This is a genomic window from Rossellomorea vietnamensis NBRC 101237 (assembly GCF_001591825.1).
In the GTDB taxonomy this organism is placed as follows: Bacteria; Bacillota; Bacilli; order Bacillales; family Bacillaceae_B; genus Rossellomorea; species Rossellomorea vietnamensis.
In genome coordinates this window covers 73,823-89,510 of sequence record NZ_BCVQ01000004.1, presented here as the reverse complement: position 1 = coordinate 89,510, position 15,688 = coordinate 73,823, and the positions used below count along the sequence as shown (strand labels likewise).

Below are 15,688 nucleotides of genomic sequence, written 5' to 3'. Positions count from 1 at the left end.
TGGTTTTTTTATTCCCGCATGGTGTTTTTTCAATATTCCTTCTATTATATTTCTTCTCAAAGAAACGCCTCTGATTCCAGCATTTATTCCCTTTATATGAAATAAGTAGGGAAATAGCTGCCGTTTTCTTCGGAATAGTAGAAATATTACACGCTTGTCATCTAATTGTTATTTCTTTATAAACAGTTTGTTATGTGTATGAGGTAAGGCTATGTTACCATTTCAACTGTTGGTCCAAGGGCTAAACATAAAAGGAGGAATTTGACAAGATGAAAAAAGGTTTATTTTCCATTTTTTCCTTCGCAGTTTTTCTTTCAATCGGACTTGCTTCTGCTTCTGCAGAGAGTAATGATACTGCTATCAATGATTATCATAATATAGAAGAAGGCGATATCCTTTGGGAAATCGCCAACCGATATCATGTTTCCGTCGACGAGGTCGGCACGCGCAAACAATTGTTAGAAGAAGGGTATTCTGTGAATGATGATTCTGAAAACGGGGAAGCAGTAAAAGCTGCAAAGACTCCCGATCAAGAGAAAGATAATGTTGTGAAAGAATTAGATATCACAGCAACCGCTTATACCGCTCATTGTGAAGGGTGTATCGGTATTACGAAGACAGGTGTGGATCTGATTGAGAATCCTGATGCCAGAGTCATTGCTGTTGATCCAAGCGTCATTCCACTCGGTTCCAAAGTATATATTGAAGGATACGGTTATGCCCGTGCCGAAGATACCGGTGGAGCGATCAAAGGGAACCGCATCGATATCTATATGGAAAAAGAAAAAGATGCCCTTCAATATGGTGTAAGAGATGTGAAAGTCAAAATCATTAAAGAATAGCCAAAAGGACGCTGATCAGCGTCCTTTTTTATTGATTTTCTTCTCCTACATGCTTTACTTAAGTCCTTTTTTAGCGGAGGGAGCGACGGATTTCAATTCGATTTCCTCACCCATCTGCTGTTGTGCCAATTTTTTTGCTGCTTCATGCTGTGTTCGTTTGTTATTATTTTTCATCGGATTTCCTCCTCACATTTTTCTTTTTATTTGTTCCACCAAGAGAGTGGTTTCACCACACTAAATTCATGTCAAAATTACCAATTCATTCTTTTCAATATATGGCCCTGATTGTGTTCCCTTTCGCTATAGACCATCCTATATAGCAACAAACTCTCACCAAGTCATAACAATGAACATTGTTTATACAGCGTTTTCATTTCCAATCAAACGCCATTTGAAAATAGTGATACTAAGACGGAAAGCCATCTAAAAGAAAGGGAATGAAAACGAGAAAATGACAAATACTAATAAAAATAATGATGGTTTTCACTTGCAAAGTTAAACTTCTTTCTGATAGGGTAACAAATGTTGGTTTTATATGAGAGTGACAAGGGAATAGGTAATAAGTAATCATTCCCTCATCCTCAGAATGCACATTTTCCCATTTGCATTAACTGGGACTCTTCGACGAGGGGTCTAGTACAGTAGGTGTACATACAATTTCCAGAACACCTCGAATCCCACTGTAGTTCCCCTTCGTTAGGAAAGAGCCAAAACAAAAACCTGAATATGGAAAGGAGAATTTTATGAAGAGGATATCAAATGTTTTTTGGATTACCGTCATTTTGGTTGCTGCTTCCGTTGCATATGGAGCCATCGCACCAAATTCGTTTGAAACGGTAACAGCAAAAATGCAAACTTTCATCACCTCAACTTTTGGTTGGTATTATCTTATTTTAGTTACAGTGATTGTCATCTTCTGTGTGTTCTTAATATTTAGTCCAATGGGAACGATTCGATTAGGGAAACCGGATGAGAAACCTGAGTACACAAGAGGAACATGGTTCGCCATGTTGTTTAGTGCAGGAATGGGAATTGGTTTAGTATTCTGGGGGGCAGCCGAACCGCTGTCTCACTATATGACCCCGCCAACAGCAGAAGGGGGAACCGACCTTGCGATCAAGGAATCGATGCGTTATACGTTCTTCCACTGGGGAATTCACGCATGGGGGATCTATGCGATCGTTGCTTTAGCACTTGCATACTCTAAATTCCGTAAAGATGAGCCTGGTTTAATCTCGGCAACTTTGAAGCCGATCTTTGGCGATAAGATGAATGGGCCACTTGGGACAATCATCGATGTTCTGGCTGTATTCGCTACGGTTGTAGGGGTAGCCACAACCCTTGGGTTTGGGGCGGCACAAATCAACGGTGGATTATCGTATCTATTGGACATCCCGAATAACTTCACAGTCCAGGCGATCATCATCGGGGTTGTGACAGTGCTGTTCATGATTTCTGCATGGTCCGGGTTAAGTAAAGGGATCAAGTACTTATCCAATACAAATATGGTTCTCGCCGTATTACTTCTCGTATTGGTATTCTTTATTGGACCGACTTTATTAATCCTCAACATGTTTACTGACACAATCGGAGCCTATATTCAAAATATCGCAGCAATGAGCTTCAGGATCGCTCCATTAAATGAAGAGCACCGCACATGGATCAATGGTTGGACCATTTTCTACTGGGCTTGGTGGATTTCATGGTCACCGTTCGTGGGTATCTTCATCGCACGTGTCTCAAGAGGTAGAACGATTCGTGAATTCCTGATTGGGGTATTGTTATTACCGGCTCTAGTCAGCTTCATCTGGTTCGCAACCTTTGGGACATCCGCCATTGAAGTTCAGCAAGCCGGCGCGGCTCTTTCTGATTTGAAAACAGAAGAGGTACTGTTTGCCGTCTTTAACGGATTTGAATGGTCTACGATCCTTTCAGTCATTGCCATCACACTGATTGGAACTTTCTTTATCACATCTGCTGACTCGGCTACATTCGTGTTAGGGATGCAAACGACTTATGGTTCATTAACACCTCCAAACTATGTAAAATTAACTTGGGGACTGGCACAGTCTACCGTTGCATTAATTTTGCTTTACAGCGGTGGGTTACAGGCTTTACAGAATGCATTGATCGTCGCAGCACTGCCATTCTCTGTGATCATGGCACTCATGATGGTTTCTCTGTACAAGTCATTGAACCAGGAGAAAAAGGAACTTGGTTTATACATTAAACCGAAGCCAAGAAAAACAAAAGAGCCTAAAGAACATATGTAAACGACTAAAAGCGCCTGGATATTTCCAGGCGCTTTATTTATGTCTTGATAAGGTTCAACTAGACATTTTACTCATTTTTTCATTCAATAATAGATTAAAAAGCCTTTATTCATGCATACTTCAAGCCGTTTACAGAACATTGATAAAAAGTGGTGGATGATTTTAATTAACCTACATTTTGTCCACTACATACATTAATATCGTAGTAAGATAACTGGAGGTGACTGATGATGTATGGATATGGATACCCTGGATATGGATATGGCTGCGGTGGTGGTGGCTACGCTGGTGGTTTCGCGTTAATCGTAGTTTTATTCATCCTTTTAATTATCGTTGGAGCAGCGTTTGTTTGTTAACAATAAATAGATAATGGATAGATGCCCCTTAGCTGCAGAGAGCCTTCTGCTTAGGGGCATCTTTTTTTTATACATAATGGATTGTCATAAATGCATTCTCATATTAGAATACAAAGAGCAGCCAAAACCTTGTAAAGGATCGACTTCAATGACAAAAAAACCGGCTAGAAAAAAGCATTCCAGTAAAAAAAAGCAATCATCACCCTTTAGAATCCTTCTCATCCCCATCACCATTTTAGCTATTTATTATGCCCTCAATTATGACGACCCATCATTTAATCTTTCATCCATCGGAAAAGATGAGATACCTTCTGAGTATATCCCTATCTATAAGGCAGCTGAAGAGGAATACGGAGTACCCTGGTATCTACTAGCTGCCCACCACAGGGTTGAAACGAAATTCTCGACCATGAAGTCCCTCGTTTCTCCAGCGGGGGCAGAGGGCCACATGCAGTTTATGCCCTGTACCTTTGTGGGCTGGTCCCATCCTAGTTGTTCAGGACTTGGAAAAGGGGATATCCCACCAGATCAAAAAACGGACCCTGCCGTCATAGAAAAATATGGCGGATATGGCGTCGATGCAAACGGGGATGGAAAAGCCGATCCTTTTCAGATGGAGGATGCCATATTCAGTGCCGCCAACTATCTCGCTCATAACGGAGCCGCTGAAGGAAAACTCGAACAAGCTGTATTTGCATATAACCATAGCGAACAATATGTTGAAGATGTCCTGTATTATGCAGACCGATTCGTGGAAGAGGAAGAGGAAAATACAGGACAACCAATGTAATGGGTGAATCATCAGAAAGAATCATTTCTTTGAAATGGTTCTTTTTTGAATTCCTATACACTCCCTCAATAAATTGTTATGATAAAGGTCTTGAACTTTTATCGGATGACAAAGGTGATTTAAATGAAGATAACAGACATGATAGAAGAGTGGAAATCTGCTTTGGATATGGAGATCCTGCAGTTGAAAAAACGGGAAACGAACGGGATCCTCATCGAGGAGGGAAGATGCATCCGTAAAGAAGAAGGTGCCTATATTTATTGGTTCACCCTTCATTATCCCGCTTCGCTGCCTGAAGGCGGAAGCGTCATATATAAACGGAAACATTTTTCAACCCAGGGGGTCGTGATTAATTCAGAGGAACGGGAATGCATCATAGAGCTCGATCAGTTCCTCGGGGATACAGTATCATACGGACAGATCCTACACGAACCCTGGGATATCCTTGAGAAGCTGATGGAACGGTTGGATGAAGCAAGGGAACGACACGGGAAAACCCAGCGAATCCAGAAGGTGGTGTTTCCGGAACATGCTCAAAGGCAGCCAGCAGTCGAATACAAGACCCCTTTACATGAAGCTTATGTAAGAAGTAAATATAATCCTGTAACGTATCTGTGGGGACCACCTGGAACAGGCAAGACTTATACCCTGGCAAGAGTGGCGGCTTATCATTATTCAGATGGGAAGAAAGTGCTGCTTCTCTCCCATAGTAATGCAGCAGTGGATGTATTAATAGAAGAAATGCATCGTTTTCTGAGCAGTCATGACCGTTGGACCCCCGGAGAGGTGGTCCGGTACGGTACAAGCAGGAAAACCTATAGTGCCGATGTGACGGATTTAAGCGCCCTTCAATTACTGGAACAACAGGATCCGACTCTTTCCGAGGAAAAAGGAAAGGTAGAAAAGTACAGGAGAAGGTTAAAGAACAAACTATCGAAAACCTATTCTTCCTATGATTCAGAGAGATTGTCCCATCTAGAGGTACACTATCAAAAAATCAAGGAAACGTTTAAGAGAAGGGAAGGAGAGTTGGTTTCCGAGGCAAAAGTGATCGGAACCACCCTCTCAAAGGCGGCCATTGACCGACTTCTGTATGAAGAGGAATTCGATTTAGTGATTGTGGATGAGGCAAGCATGGCCTATATACCTCAAGTGGCATTCGCTGCATCCCTGGGGAAGAAGATCATCATATGTGGAGATTTCAAACAACTTCCACCCATCTCCACTTCCTTTCATCCCCTGGCAGCCAAATGGCTGAAGGAGGACATCTTTCATGCAGCCGGAGTGGCAAGATCCGTAGCAAAAGGGTTGGATCACCCGCATCTCTTACTACTCCCGGAACAAAGGAGGATGCACCCCAGCATTTCGGCATTCACCAATCGATATATTTATCATTCAAGGGTGGGGGATCATCATTCGGTCAAAACGATTCGGGAGAACATTACAAATAAGAAACCTTTCCCTTCACATGGAGCCGTGCTATTTTCCCTGAGAGAAGGGACGGAGTGGGCGGACACTCAAAAAGGATCAAGATGGAATCTGTTGTCCAGCTTAGTCACGATTCAGCTGGCGCTTCAGTCCATCCATGATGGGTTACTTTCCGTTGGGATTGTGACCCCGTATCGGGCCCAAGCCAAATGGTATAATCTCTTACTGGATGAACTGGTAAAGAGTATTGCCCCTTCAGCCGACTTATATGCCGCCACTGTGCATGGATTTCAAGGGTCGGAAAATGATATGATCCTATTCGATTTAGTCGACGGGGAATCCCATGGCAGTCCTGGTACGTTAATTACCCGGAAGGGCAGCGAGAGGCTGATCAACGTTGCCGTCACCCGCGCCAAGGGGAAATTCATTTTAGTGGGGAATGATGGATTCATTCAGGAAAAGACTCATCCTTCTAAAGCTGTACATCAATTCATTTCTCACCTTAAGCAGGAAGTCCATAACGAAACGAGCGCATCACTCATTCCAACTTCTATAAAGAAAATGAAGTGGTTCAGAAGTGGTGACCATCATAAGCTCCGTAAAGATATGGAAGCTGCAAAATCTGAAATCATAGTGAATGTCAGGGATTTAAAAGAAATCCCACATGATATGATACGTGTCTTACAAATGGCAGCAATGGATAAACAGGTGACGATCTTCAGTCAAACAAGCGGTGGTTCACATTGGCCTTCAAACGTCAAATTTAAAAAATCAACCACCCAGATACCCTTCATAGCATTCGATGGAAAAGTAATCTGGTTCAATTCTTTTACAAAGGAAGCGAATCGATTTCCGTTCCAGGTGAGAATTTTATCAAAAAATATAATCCGACAGTTCTTCAAAATGATTGAAGAGTAAAAAAACGGTGTCCCCTTGAGTTGCTTTCTTCCTCAAAGGAACCACCGTTTTCTTATTTTTCTACCGTTATACTCCATTTCTGCCGTGGTCGGACATGACCAATGATTCCCGCGGAGATGGAGTGGCGCTGAAGGTCTTCTACATATTTATGCCCTTCGGAAAGAGGCAGGCTGACAAGTAAACCTCCGGAAGTGATGGCATCAGAGAGGATCCATCGTTCTTCCTGGGTAAGACCAGCTTCATAATACACCATGTCTTGAAGCCAAGTGGCATTCGCTTTCGATCCCCCGGGAATGACTCCCTGATCTGCTAATTCCTTCGTCCCTTCCAATAGCGGGATGGAGGAATAAGTGAATTCAATTGATACGTTACTGCCTTTCGCCATTTCATATGCATGTCCCATCAATCCAAACCCTGTTACATCTGTCACGGCATTCGGATGAAATTTCTGAAGCAATTCTGCAGCCGTTTTATTCAGCATGCTCATCACCTCGATGACAGACGCTTCCTGGGCTGGAGTCACTGCCTGGCGCTTGATTCCTGTTGTCAGGATTCCCACACCCAATGGTTTTGTCAATACAATGACATCCCCTTCTTGTGCACCGGTATTAGTCCAATACTTTTTCGGATGGACGATTCCTGTCACGCTCAGTCCGAATTTAGGCTCTTGATCATCAATCGAATGTCCTCCTACGGTCACGGCTCCGGCTTCGATCACCTTGCTTTGTGCCCCTTTAAGGATAGCCGCCAGCATCTCGCTTCCCAGCTTTTTAATGGGGAAGCCTACAATGTTTAAAACGGTTTTCGGTGTTCCACCCATTGCATACACATCACTTAGAGCATTTGCAGCAGCAATTTGACCGAATTGATAAGGATCGTCCACAATCGGAGTGAAATAATCAACCGTTTGAACCATGGCGAGGTCCTCTGTCAGCTGAAAGATGCCGCCGTCATCGGATGATTCATTCCCTACTAATAATTCTTTCGTAAATGGTTGAGGGGGTAGTTGACGCAAAACTTGCGTCAAGTCACTAGGACTAAGTTTACAGCCTCAGCCAGCTTTTGAAGAAAGTTCTGTTAAGCGGATGATCTCTTCCTTGCTCATTCTATTCACCTCTTTATGTATGGATAAATTCATTGTACAGGATAAAAATACTATTGAGCAAAGAAGAAGTAAGGAGAGATGGGAATGATGGAAAGAACTGAATATTTGCACAAGTATTCTCACCTATAATAAAATGAACATACACGTGGGAGTGATCCTAAAAGGAGGCAGATATTGATGAAAGCTGTGAAAATGACAATTGAATTCTGTATGATGTGAAACTATGCACCTAAAGCCGCGAGTTTCGCGGAACAATTATTCAACCATTTCAGATCCGATATCAAGGAACTGACGTTAGTACCGTCTTCCGGAGGGGCATTCGAAATTACTGTAGACGGGAAAAAGATTTACTCCAAACTCGATACAGGCGTTTTTCCCGATATCACCGAGACCATTTCAATTATTGAATCGCAGTAAAACACATAGAAAAGGTCATCAGCACGGGCTGATGACTTTTTCTTCTATTTAAAGAATGACGGTTATTCACTCGACAATCCCTGAACTCGAATCACGATGGATGAGGGGGTGGAACATGCCTTTTTAGGCACATTGATTTCGATTGTATGATGCTCAATGGAATAGGTAATGGCCCGCTGTTTTAAGCAGAAAGGAAAACGAATGGAGCGTTTTCTGATTTTACTTTCGTCTTTCAGCATGATCAATACCAGCAATTGCGTATCCTTTTTTTTAATAATCAACTCTTCGGGACAAATATTTTCTGTCTCGATCTCCACTATGAACGATTCCGTCGTATCAAGAAAATCCACACGGAATTCTTGTTCATCCAACTGAACCGTTGCAGGATCCAATAACCAATCCTTCATACTCTCCTCCCATTTCTCTAAATAGAAATCCTCCTTATCCTTACTCATTTACACCTGACCCCCAACAACTCTTTTACATATAGTATTCTTTCTACTATAAATGGTGAGGGTGTTATAATGAGGGAAAAAGAAAGAAGGGGCAAAAGTCATGAACCATCTTGTCAGACATATTCCATCCATACACGAACTGAAACAGACCCAACAATTCCATACTTTCCTTCACCATCACAACCTTCCGACAGAAAGAGGGACGGACCTCTTGAAAAAGGTGATCTCGGTTTGCAGGGCGAGCATCCTGAATGAAGAGTGGGAGGGATCTCATCCATCTTCAACAGATTTCATTGATGAGGTATTCGGCCAAACTGAAGCTTTGGCAAGCAAATCTCATTCCCTGTCTCTCAGGAGGATCATAAACGCAACAGGGACCATCTTACATACGAACCTGGGGCGGGCTCGCCTAGGTCAGGAAACGATGAACCACGTCCTGGATGCGTCTTGTCATTACAGCAATCTGGAATATGACATCGAAGAAGGGGGCAGGGGATCCAGACATAGTCATGCAGAAAGGCTGATATGTGAATTGACCGGGGCAGAGGCAGCCATGGTTGTCAATAATAATGCAGCCGCCGTTTTTCTTATCCTCGCTGCTCTTGCCAAGCAAAAAGAAGTGATTGTTTCACGGGGTGAATTGGTGGAGATCGGCGGATCATTTCGGATTTCTTCTATCATGGAAGAAAGCGGTGCTCTCCTTCGCGAGGTGGGGACAACGAACAAGACCCATTTAAGGGATTATGAAGAAGCGGTGACGGGTGAAACTAGAATGATCATGAAGGTTCATCAAAGTAATTTTGTCATGAAAGGATTTACTGCTTCTGTATCGACGGAAGAACTGGCTGAGTTATCCCGCCTTCATTCCCATGTCCATTATTATGAAGATTTAGGAAGCGGTGCTCTTTATGATTTCGGACGATTGGGGATCGGTAATGAGCCTCTGGTTAAATCGGTGCTGGATAAAGGGGCTAACATCGTCTCATTCAGTGGTGACAAATTATTGGGGGGACCTCAGGCCGGAATCATAGCAGGACAAAAGGGTTTGATCGATCAATTAAAGAAACATCAGCTTGCCCGGGTACTCAGGGTCGATAAAATGACTTTGGCAGCACTGGAGGTGACCTTCTTACACTATATAAAGGGGGAAGAACAAAAGAAAAATCCAACCATCGCAGCCATCACCCGGACCAAAGAAGAAATCCTCCTCCAGTCCCGGACGTTTGTTGAGGGTGTCCATGGACTCGGGAACGGTTACAGATCCAGCATCGTTGAAGGGCAAAGCCAAATCGGGGGAGGAACAATGCCGGATGTGGAATTAGACACGTACATTGTCGCAGTCTCCCACGCTTTTGATTCGCCACAGCTCATTCATGAAAAGCTCAGAAGGGGGAATCCTTCCATTCTTACAAGGGTCCAGGACGGTGTCGTCCTCTTTGATCTGCGGACCGTTTCCATGGACGAGCAGATGGAAATTCTCCACGCTTTAAAGACCATACAAGGAACAGACTGAAAGGGAGTGCAGGCATAAAACGCCGGCACTCCCTGTATCATCTCTTACATATCGTGGTTACTATTATTTTTCTGACGGGTATGATTACGGTTCTTCACTTTATGTGAACCACTTAACGGCTCCGGCTGTCCTGATTGTTTCGGAGCATTCTTACGCATATCTTTGCCATCATTTTTGTTCATGTATCATCCCTCCTACCCATTAGGATGCTAAGTTGATGATCCGTTTATTCACGCGTATAGGTTCCTGGTGTTTTGGTTAAACTAAAGAAGCTAATTTATAAATAAGGAGAGATCATCGATGCCTTACAATAAAAATAAACAACAAGCCTTCCAGGCTGCCGAGCAAAGCGTGACGGAAGTGCAGCATACCATCAACGAACTCGTACTGGATGGAGCAAGCTACGGCTCTCAATTGGCCCATCTCAAAAATGAGGTGAATGAGGCTTATCAACAAATAGAAAATGCACTTGAAGTGGCATCGGATACTCAACGGGCACAACTTCAACAATTCAAATCCGACTTGTCATCCATTGTGAATGAAGTGAATGAACAATAACAGAATCAACCTTTTGGCTCCGTTCAAATATAAAACCCACCCTGTTGAATGATAAGGGTGGGTTTTATATTTGAACGAAGAGGGTAGGGGAAGATAGATGAAAATAGTTCCAAAGGAGGGAGGGTGACCATATCTACAAATTTTTTGCAGTACGAAAATAGCCACCCTGTTATTTCTTACTGATTGGTTTTTCTTTTTTTATTGAACTGACGTTGTGCTGCAGTCAATGGTTCATTCGAATATTCTTCATTGTAACCGGCACCTTGTCCTTGTCCTTTTGCTGCATTCATTCCATTTATTACATGGTTTGCTTTACGTTTTGCCATTGTAGAACACCTCCATATGGATAGAATGCCACCATCTGTGACCATCTATAATAGGGAATCGCTAACAGATTCACTTTCTTAAAATAATGTTTTAGACAAGCTGACACGATTTGACATGGCCTGAAATGTTGTTATACCAATATTTTTCTAGAAACCTTAAGGAGTTTAATCATTTAGATAAGTAAAACTTATCAAAAACAATAACTTTATTGTTATTTACTTATGTAATCGCTTGTATTAAGATGTAAATGTGAGAAAAGTTCGTTTAGAACGAAAACTTTTCGACTTATTGTTTGATGCAGTTTAGAGGGGGAATCGAAATGGCAAAGAACGATGTATTTAATGCACGATCTTCTTTCGAACTAGAAGGAAAACGTTATCATTATTATCGTTTAAAAGCGCTTGAAGAAGCAGGAGTAACAAAAATTAACCGCTTACCTTACAGTGTGAAGGTACTTTTGGAAAGTGTACTTCGTCAATTTGACGGACGTGTCATTAACAAAGACCACGTTGAAAATCTGGCAAACTGGGGATCAACTGAAGTGAAGGATGCAGAAGTTCCTTTCAAACCTTCACGTGTTATCCTTCAGGATTTCACCGGTGTTCCGGCTGTAGTTGATTTAGCGTCTCTACGCAAAGCAATGGCAGATATCGGTGGAGATCCTCAAAAGATCAATCCTGAAATCCCTGTAGACCTGGTAATCGACCACTCAGTACAGGTTGATAAATATGGTACGGCTAACGCACTGCAGGCCAATATGGACCTTGAATTTGAACGAAACGCTGAGCGTTACCAGTTCCTTAGCTGGGCTCAAAAAGCATTTGAAAACTATCGTGCTGTCCCACCGGCAACAGGTATCGTTCATCAGGTAAACTTAGAATATCTAGCCAATGTCGTTCACGCAGTTGAAACAACAGAAGGCGATTTTGAAACATACCCTGATACATTGGTTGGTACTGACTCTCATACAACTATGATCAATGGAATCGGTGTACTTGGATGGGGTGTTGGCGGTATTGAAGCGGAAGCTGGAATGCTTGGTCAGCCTTCATATTTCCCGATCCCTGAAGTTATCGGGGTCAAAATGACTGGTGAGCTTCCTAATGGAGCGACCGCTACAGACTTAGCCCTTAAAGTGACACAAGTACTGCGTCAAAAAGGGGTAGTTGGGAAATTTGTCGAGTACTTCGGTACAGGTGTAGCAACTCTTCCACTTGCCGACCGTGCAACGATTGCCAACATGGCTCCTGAATATGGTGCAACTTGCGGATTCTTCCCGGTTGATTCAGAATCATTGGATTACCTGCGCCTGACTGGCCGTGACGAAACACATATCAAAATGGTTGAAGAATACTTAAAGAAAAATGAGATGTTCTTCACTCCTGAAAAAGAAGAACCAACTTACACGGATGTAGTTGAAATCGATCTTTCAGCAGTGGAACCAAATCTTTCAGGACCAAAACGTCCACAGGATTTAATTCCTCTATCTGATATGAAAGAAGCTTTCCATAAGTCCATCACGGCTAAAGAAGGCGTTCAAGGCTTTGGGCTGGACGCGTCTGAAATCAACAAAACGGCCAAATATACAACTGAAGATGGTAAAGATGTCGAGATGCCAACTGGTGCAATCGGAATCGCTGCCATCACATCTTGTACAAATACATCGAATCCATATGTTATGTTGGGTGCCGGTTTAGTTGCGAAAAAAGCAGTGGAACTTGGTATGAATGTTCCTGATTATGTCAAGACATCTCTTGCACCGGGATCTAAAGTTGTAACAGGTTACTTAAGGGATTCAGGTCTTTTATCTTATCTTGAAGATATCGGATTCAACCTTGTTGGATATGGTTGTACGACTTGTATCGGTAACTCCGGTCCACTTCGCCCTGAAATCGAAAAGGCAGTATCAGATGCTGACCTATTATTAACATCCGTCCTGTCAGGTAACCGAAACTTTGAAGGTCGTATCCATCCACTTGTGAAAGCAAACTACCTTGCTTCACCACCACTCGTTGTTGCATATGCACTGGCAGGTACTGTGGACATCGATCTTCAAAAAGATTCTTTAGGTAAGGACAAAGATGGAAATGACGTGTTCTTCAAAGATATCTGGCCTTCACAGGATGAAGTGAAAGATGCTGTAAAATCAACCGTTACACCTGAATTATTCCGTAAAGAATACGAGCACGTTTTCTCTGAAAACGAGCGCTGGAATGAAATTAAGACAAGTAACGAACCACTTTACAGCTTCGATGAAAATTCGACTTACATCCAGAATCCAACGTTCTTTACAGGACTTGCGACTACTCCTGAAGACATTCAAGGCTTGAACGGACTTCGCGTAGTCGGTAAATTTGGGGATTCTGTCACAACAGACCATATTTCTCCAGCAGGTGCAATCGGTAAAGATACACCAGCAGGCAAATATCTTCGTGCGAATAATGTAGAGCCACGTGACTTTAACTCCTATGGTTCCCGTCGTGGTAACCATGAAGTGATGATGCGCGGTACATTTGCAAACATCCGTATCCGTAACCAAATCGCTCCTGGTACAGAAGGTGGATTCACCACTTATTGGCCGGAAGATGAAGTAATGCCGATGTATGATGCATGCATGAAGTATCAACAAGATGGAACTGGATTAGTTGTTCTTGCAGGAAAAGATTACGGTATGGGATCTTCTCGTGACTGGGCAGCAAAAGGAACGAATCTACTTGGTATCAAGACTGTAATTGCTGAGAGCTATGAGCGTATTCACCGTTCGAACCTTGTGATGATGGGCGTTCTTCCACTTCAATTCAAGAAGGGTGACAGCGCTGAATCATTAGGATTGACGGGTAGAGAAACGATTTCCGTGAACGTAACAAACGATGTAAAACCTCGTGATATCCTAACGGTGACAGCTGTGGCTGAAGACGGTTCTAAGACTGAATTCGAAGTACTGGCCCGTTTTGATTCCGATGTAGAAGTAGACTACTACCGTCATGGCGGTATCCTACAAATGGTTCTTCGTAATAAATTACAAGCATAATACAAGCTGAAAGCCCCGGGGAAATACCCGGGGCTTTTTCTTATTTCCTCATAAAGAAGGGCAAAAAATATATGACTAAAGGGAGACAAGCCTACATATGATGATAGTAAAATCATTTACATGAGAGGAGAGCACTCCTTTGAAATCCGTATTTGGCGTTTTACTTGTCACCTTATTAGTCTTCTCATTCTATATTGAGAATAAATCCGACCCCTCATCATTATCAAAAAGCGCGTTTCAACAAGCTGAGGCTTACAACCAATTAATCGACATTGAAGAAGGAGAGGTCTCTGAAACCACTCCAGTGGAAAATATGCCTGGACCGAATGTCGGGGAACGGGCCATTGACTTTAAGCTGGATACCTTGGATGGTAAATCCATTACCTTATCTGAACTGAAGGGAAAGAAAGTGATTGTGAACTTCTGGGCTACGTGGTGTCCTCCCTGCAAAGAAGAAATGCCTGTCATACAGGAATTTTATACGAAATACGGGAAGGATGTTGAAGTCCTTGCCATCAACATCGATCCACAATACAACGTCAAGGAATACCAGAAATCATTGGGACTTTCATTCCCGATCCTATTGGACACTGATGACAAAATCAATAATGCCTATGACATCCTGACCGTCCCCACCACGTTCGTCATCAACGAACAAGGCATCATCACCCACAAACAAATCGGGGCAATCACCAATATAGATTCCCTCACAGCACTGATTAAGTGAGGGACGGACCTGAAAAGAGAGCCCAAACCTTATGTTTGGGTGAACAAAAGGGACGGACCTCTAATCAATGGGAACCGCTTATCTCAAGCCAGCACCCAATCAATCGCCACTCTCAATTGTGACCTTTGTTTAAAATATCTGACATTTGGATATACTATTTATACAAACCACAATAGAGAGCGAGGGGATTGTATTGCGCAGACCACGCAAAAAATCATTTGCAGATCTGGTGAAAGAGAACAAACAACAGCTTCTGTTGGATCAGGATGCCATTGATGCCATTGAAGAGCGCATTGATGCAAGACTTGAAATAAAGCGTCCAGTAAGCAAAGCCGAGTAAGAAATTACGAGGCTTATTTTTTTTGCCCTGACATTATTACTGCCAATTATTACGCCTATTCTTCCTTGTCGTTTTGGTAATCATACTAGTAAGGGGGGATATTCATGAGTAACTCAAAGGGAAGTCCGAATCACTTCGCACCTAACCATATCGGGACACAATCGAGGTCTGCAGGAGGCAACAAAGGGAAACAAATGCAGGATAAATCAGGTAAGCATGCACAAGTGATTCAAACGAAGGGTGAATAATTCACCAGCTTGAAGAGGGAGCAGCCATAGAGGTCCGACCCTCATACTACTCATACTATTAGATACAGGAGGAATGCAGGATGGCATGGGATAAACCGAATCCGGATGATCGCAGTGATAATGTAGAGAAGCTTCAGGGTATGGTTCAGCATACGATTGAGAATATGGACCGGGCTGAAGAGTCGATGGCCTGTACGGACAGTGAAGAGCAGCTTCAGTCCATCCAGGCAAAGAATGAACGCCGCCGCGAGAGTCTAGAGGCTTTCCGTAATGAAATAAAAGATGAAGCGAATCAAACAAAGCAATAAAGGATAAAGTTTCAATGACCCGGACAGAAAGGTTCTTATACCTTTCTGTCCG

General features: G+C 42.8%; 15 protein-coding genes and 2 pseudogenes. 13 read left to right on the top strand and 4 right to left on the bottom strand.

Features of this window, described 5'->3' with window-relative positions; genetic code table 11:
- The first annotated feature begins 269 nt into the window (after positions 1–269).
- The 5 genes and pseudogenes from BVI01S_RS23055 to BVI01S_RS03530 all read left to right on the top strand — a co-directional run bounded on the left by BVI01S_RS23055 (position 270) and on the right by BVI01S_RS03530 (position 6,607).
- Positions 270–842: a 3D domain-containing protein gene (locus tag BVI01S_RS23055; RefSeq protein WP_061809251.1), complete on the top strand. Its 573-nt coding sequence runs from the start codon at positions 270–272 to the stop codon at positions 840–842.
- Between the two features lie 743 nt (positions 843–1,585).
- On the top strand, positions 1,586–3,115 hold the full coding sequence (locus BVI01S_RS03540) for a glycine betaine uptake BCCT transporter (protein WP_034759323.1): 1,530 nt from the start codon (positions 1,586–1,588) through the stop codon (positions 3,113–3,115).
- 275 nt (positions 3,116–3,390) lie between these two features.
- A pseudogene (locus BVI01S_RS22860) lies at positions 3,391–3,471 on the top strand (YjcZ family sporulation protein); the annotation flags it as partial.
- Between the two features lie 148 nt (positions 3,472–3,619).
- Positions 3,620–4,261: a lytic transglycosylase domain-containing protein gene (locus tag BVI01S_RS03535; protein WP_034759311.1), complete on the top strand. Its 642-nt coding sequence runs from the start codon at positions 3,620–3,622 to the stop codon at positions 4,259–4,261.
- 123 nt (positions 4,262–4,384) lie between these two features.
- The gene (locus tag BVI01S_RS03530) at positions 4,385–6,607 is read left to right on the top strand and encodes a DEAD/DEAH box helicase (RefSeq protein WP_061809250.1); all 2,223 of its coding nucleotides are present in this window, start codon (positions 4,385–4,387) and stop codon (positions 6,605–6,607) included.
- A 52-nt stretch (positions 6,608–6,659) separates the two neighbouring features.
- Here the strand turns inward: BVI01S_RS03530 and selD are convergent, their stop codons facing one another.
- The gene (selD, locus tag BVI01S_RS03525) at positions 6,660–7,712 is read right to left on the bottom strand and encodes a selenide, water dikinase SelD (RefSeq protein ID WP_082804655.1); all 1,053 of its coding nucleotides are present in this window, start codon (positions 7,710–7,712) and stop codon (positions 6,660–6,662) included.
- 231 nt (positions 7,713–7,943) lie between these two features.
- Between selD and BVI01S_RS23215 the strand changes: the two are divergent.
- Positions 7,944–8,129 (top strand): annotated as a pseudogene (locus BVI01S_RS23215) (Rdx family protein); the annotation flags it as partial.
- A 62-nt stretch (positions 8,130–8,191) separates the two neighbouring features.
- Here BVI01S_RS23215 and BVI01S_RS03520 read toward each other — a convergent pair.
- Positions 8,192–8,584: an Hsp20/alpha crystallin family protein gene (locus tag BVI01S_RS03520; RefSeq protein WP_061809248.1), complete on the bottom strand. Its 393-nt coding sequence runs from the start codon at positions 8,582–8,584 to the stop codon at positions 8,192–8,194.
- 100 nt (positions 8,585–8,684) lie between these two features.
- On the opposite strand from BVI01S_RS03520, the gene selA reads away from it, so the two are divergent.
- A complete protein-coding gene (gene selA / locus BVI01S_RS03515; protein ID WP_061809247.1) occupies positions 8,685–10,097 on the top strand; it encodes an L-seryl-tRNA(Sec) selenium transferase in 1,413 nt (470 codons plus the stop codon).
- 44 nt (positions 10,098–10,141) lie between these two features.
- On the opposite strand, the gene BVI01S_RS03510 is transcribed toward selA, so the two are convergent.
- Positions 10,142–10,279: a small acid-soluble spore protein P gene (locus BVI01S_RS03510; protein ID WP_034759304.1), complete on the bottom strand. Its 138-nt coding sequence runs from the start codon at positions 10,277–10,279 to the stop codon at positions 10,142–10,144.
- A 118-nt stretch (positions 10,280–10,397) separates the two neighbouring features.
- Here BVI01S_RS03510 and BVI01S_RS03505 point away from each other — a divergent pair, with 118 nt between their 5' ends.
- Positions 10,398–10,655, top strand: a complete 258-nt coding sequence (locus tag BVI01S_RS03505; protein ID WP_034759302.1) for a hypothetical protein — start codon at positions 10,398–10,400, stop codon at positions 10,653–10,655.
- A gap of 176 nt (positions 10,656–10,831) precedes the next feature.
- Here BVI01S_RS03505 and sspO read toward each other — a convergent pair whose 3' ends face one another.
- Positions 10,832–10,981 carry a small acid-soluble spore protein SspO gene (gene sspO / locus BVI01S_RS03500; protein WP_034759300.1) on the bottom strand — a complete coding sequence of 50 codons (150 nt, stop codon included), beginning with the start codon at positions 10,979–10,981 and terminating at the stop codon, positions 10,832–10,834.
- Positions 10,982–11,301: 320 nt separating this feature from the next.
- Here sspO and acnA point away from each other — a divergent pair, with 320 nt between their 5' ends.
- From acnA to tlp, 5 genes are all read left to right on the top strand, one after another.
- On the top strand, positions 11,302–14,013 hold the full coding sequence (gene acnA, locus BVI01S_RS03495) for an aconitate hydratase AcnA (RefSeq protein ID WP_034759297.1): 2,712 nt from the start codon (positions 11,302–11,304) through the stop codon (positions 14,011–14,013).
- A gap of 139 nt (positions 14,014–14,152) precedes the next feature.
- Complete coding sequence (locus BVI01S_RS03490; RefSeq protein ID WP_061809246.1) at positions 14,153–14,740, top strand: peroxiredoxin family protein; 588 nt, start codon at positions 14,153–14,155, stop codon at positions 14,738–14,740.
- Between the two features lie 193 nt (positions 14,741–14,933).
- On the top strand, positions 14,934–15,080 hold the full coding sequence (locus BVI01S_RS22020; protein ID WP_079532604.1) for an FbpB family small basic protein: 147 nt from the start codon (positions 14,934–14,936) through the stop codon (positions 15,078–15,080).
- A gap of 104 nt (positions 15,081–15,184) precedes the next feature.
- A complete protein-coding gene (locus BVI01S_RS03485) occupies positions 15,185–15,328 on the top strand; it encodes an acid-soluble spore protein N (RefSeq protein ID WP_034759295.1) in 144 nt (47 codons plus the stop codon).
- 80 nt (positions 15,329–15,408) lie between these two features.
- Positions 15,409–15,636, top strand: coding sequence for a small acid-soluble spore protein Tlp (tlp, locus tag BVI01S_RS03480; RefSeq protein ID WP_034759293.1), 228 nt, complete (start codon positions 15,409–15,411; stop codon positions 15,634–15,636).
- The last annotated feature ends 52 nt before the right edge of the window (positions 15,637–15,688 follow it).

Coding starts and splice junctions, on each gene's coding strand:
- BVI01S_RS03540 (WP_034759323.1), top strand. CDS start 1,586: ATGAAGAGGATATCAAATGTTTTTTGGATTACCGTCATTTTGGTTGCT.
- selA (WP_061809247.1), top strand. CDS start 8,685: ATGAACCATCTTGTCAGACATATTCCATCCATACACGAACTGAAACAG.
- tlp (WP_034759293.1), top strand. CDS start 15,409: ATGGCATGGGATAAACCGAATCCGGATGATCGCAGTGATAATGTAGAG.
- BVI01S_RS23055 (WP_061809251.1), top strand. CDS start 270: ATGAAAAAAGGTTTATTTTCCATTTTTTCCTTCGCAGTTTTTCTTTCA.
- sspO (WP_034759300.1), bottom strand. CDS start 10,981: ATGGCAAAACGTAAAGCAAACCATGTAATAAATGGAATGAATGCAGCA.
- BVI01S_RS03510 (WP_034759304.1), bottom strand. CDS start 10,279: ATGAACAAAAATGATGGCAAAGATATGCGTAAGAATGCTCCGAAACAA.
- BVI01S_RS03505 (WP_034759302.1), top strand. CDS start 10,398: ATGCCTTACAATAAAAATAAACAACAAGCCTTCCAGGCTGCCGAGCAA.
- BVI01S_RS03485 (WP_034759295.1), top strand. CDS start 15,185: ATGAGTAACTCAAAGGGAAGTCCGAATCACTTCGCACCTAACCATATC.
- BVI01S_RS03535 (WP_034759311.1), top strand. CDS start 3,620: ATGACAAAAAAACCGGCTAGAAAAAAGCATTCCAGTAAAAAAAAGCAA.
- acnA (WP_034759297.1), top strand. CDS start 11,302: ATGGCAAAGAACGATGTATTTAATGCACGATCTTCTTTCGAACTAGAA.
- BVI01S_RS03520 (WP_061809248.1), bottom strand. CDS start 8,584: ATGAGTAAGGATAAGGAGGATTTCTATTTAGAGAAATGGGAGGAGAGT.
- BVI01S_RS03530 (WP_061809250.1), top strand. CDS start 4,385: ATGAAGATAACAGACATGATAGAAGAGTGGAAATCTGCTTTGGATATG.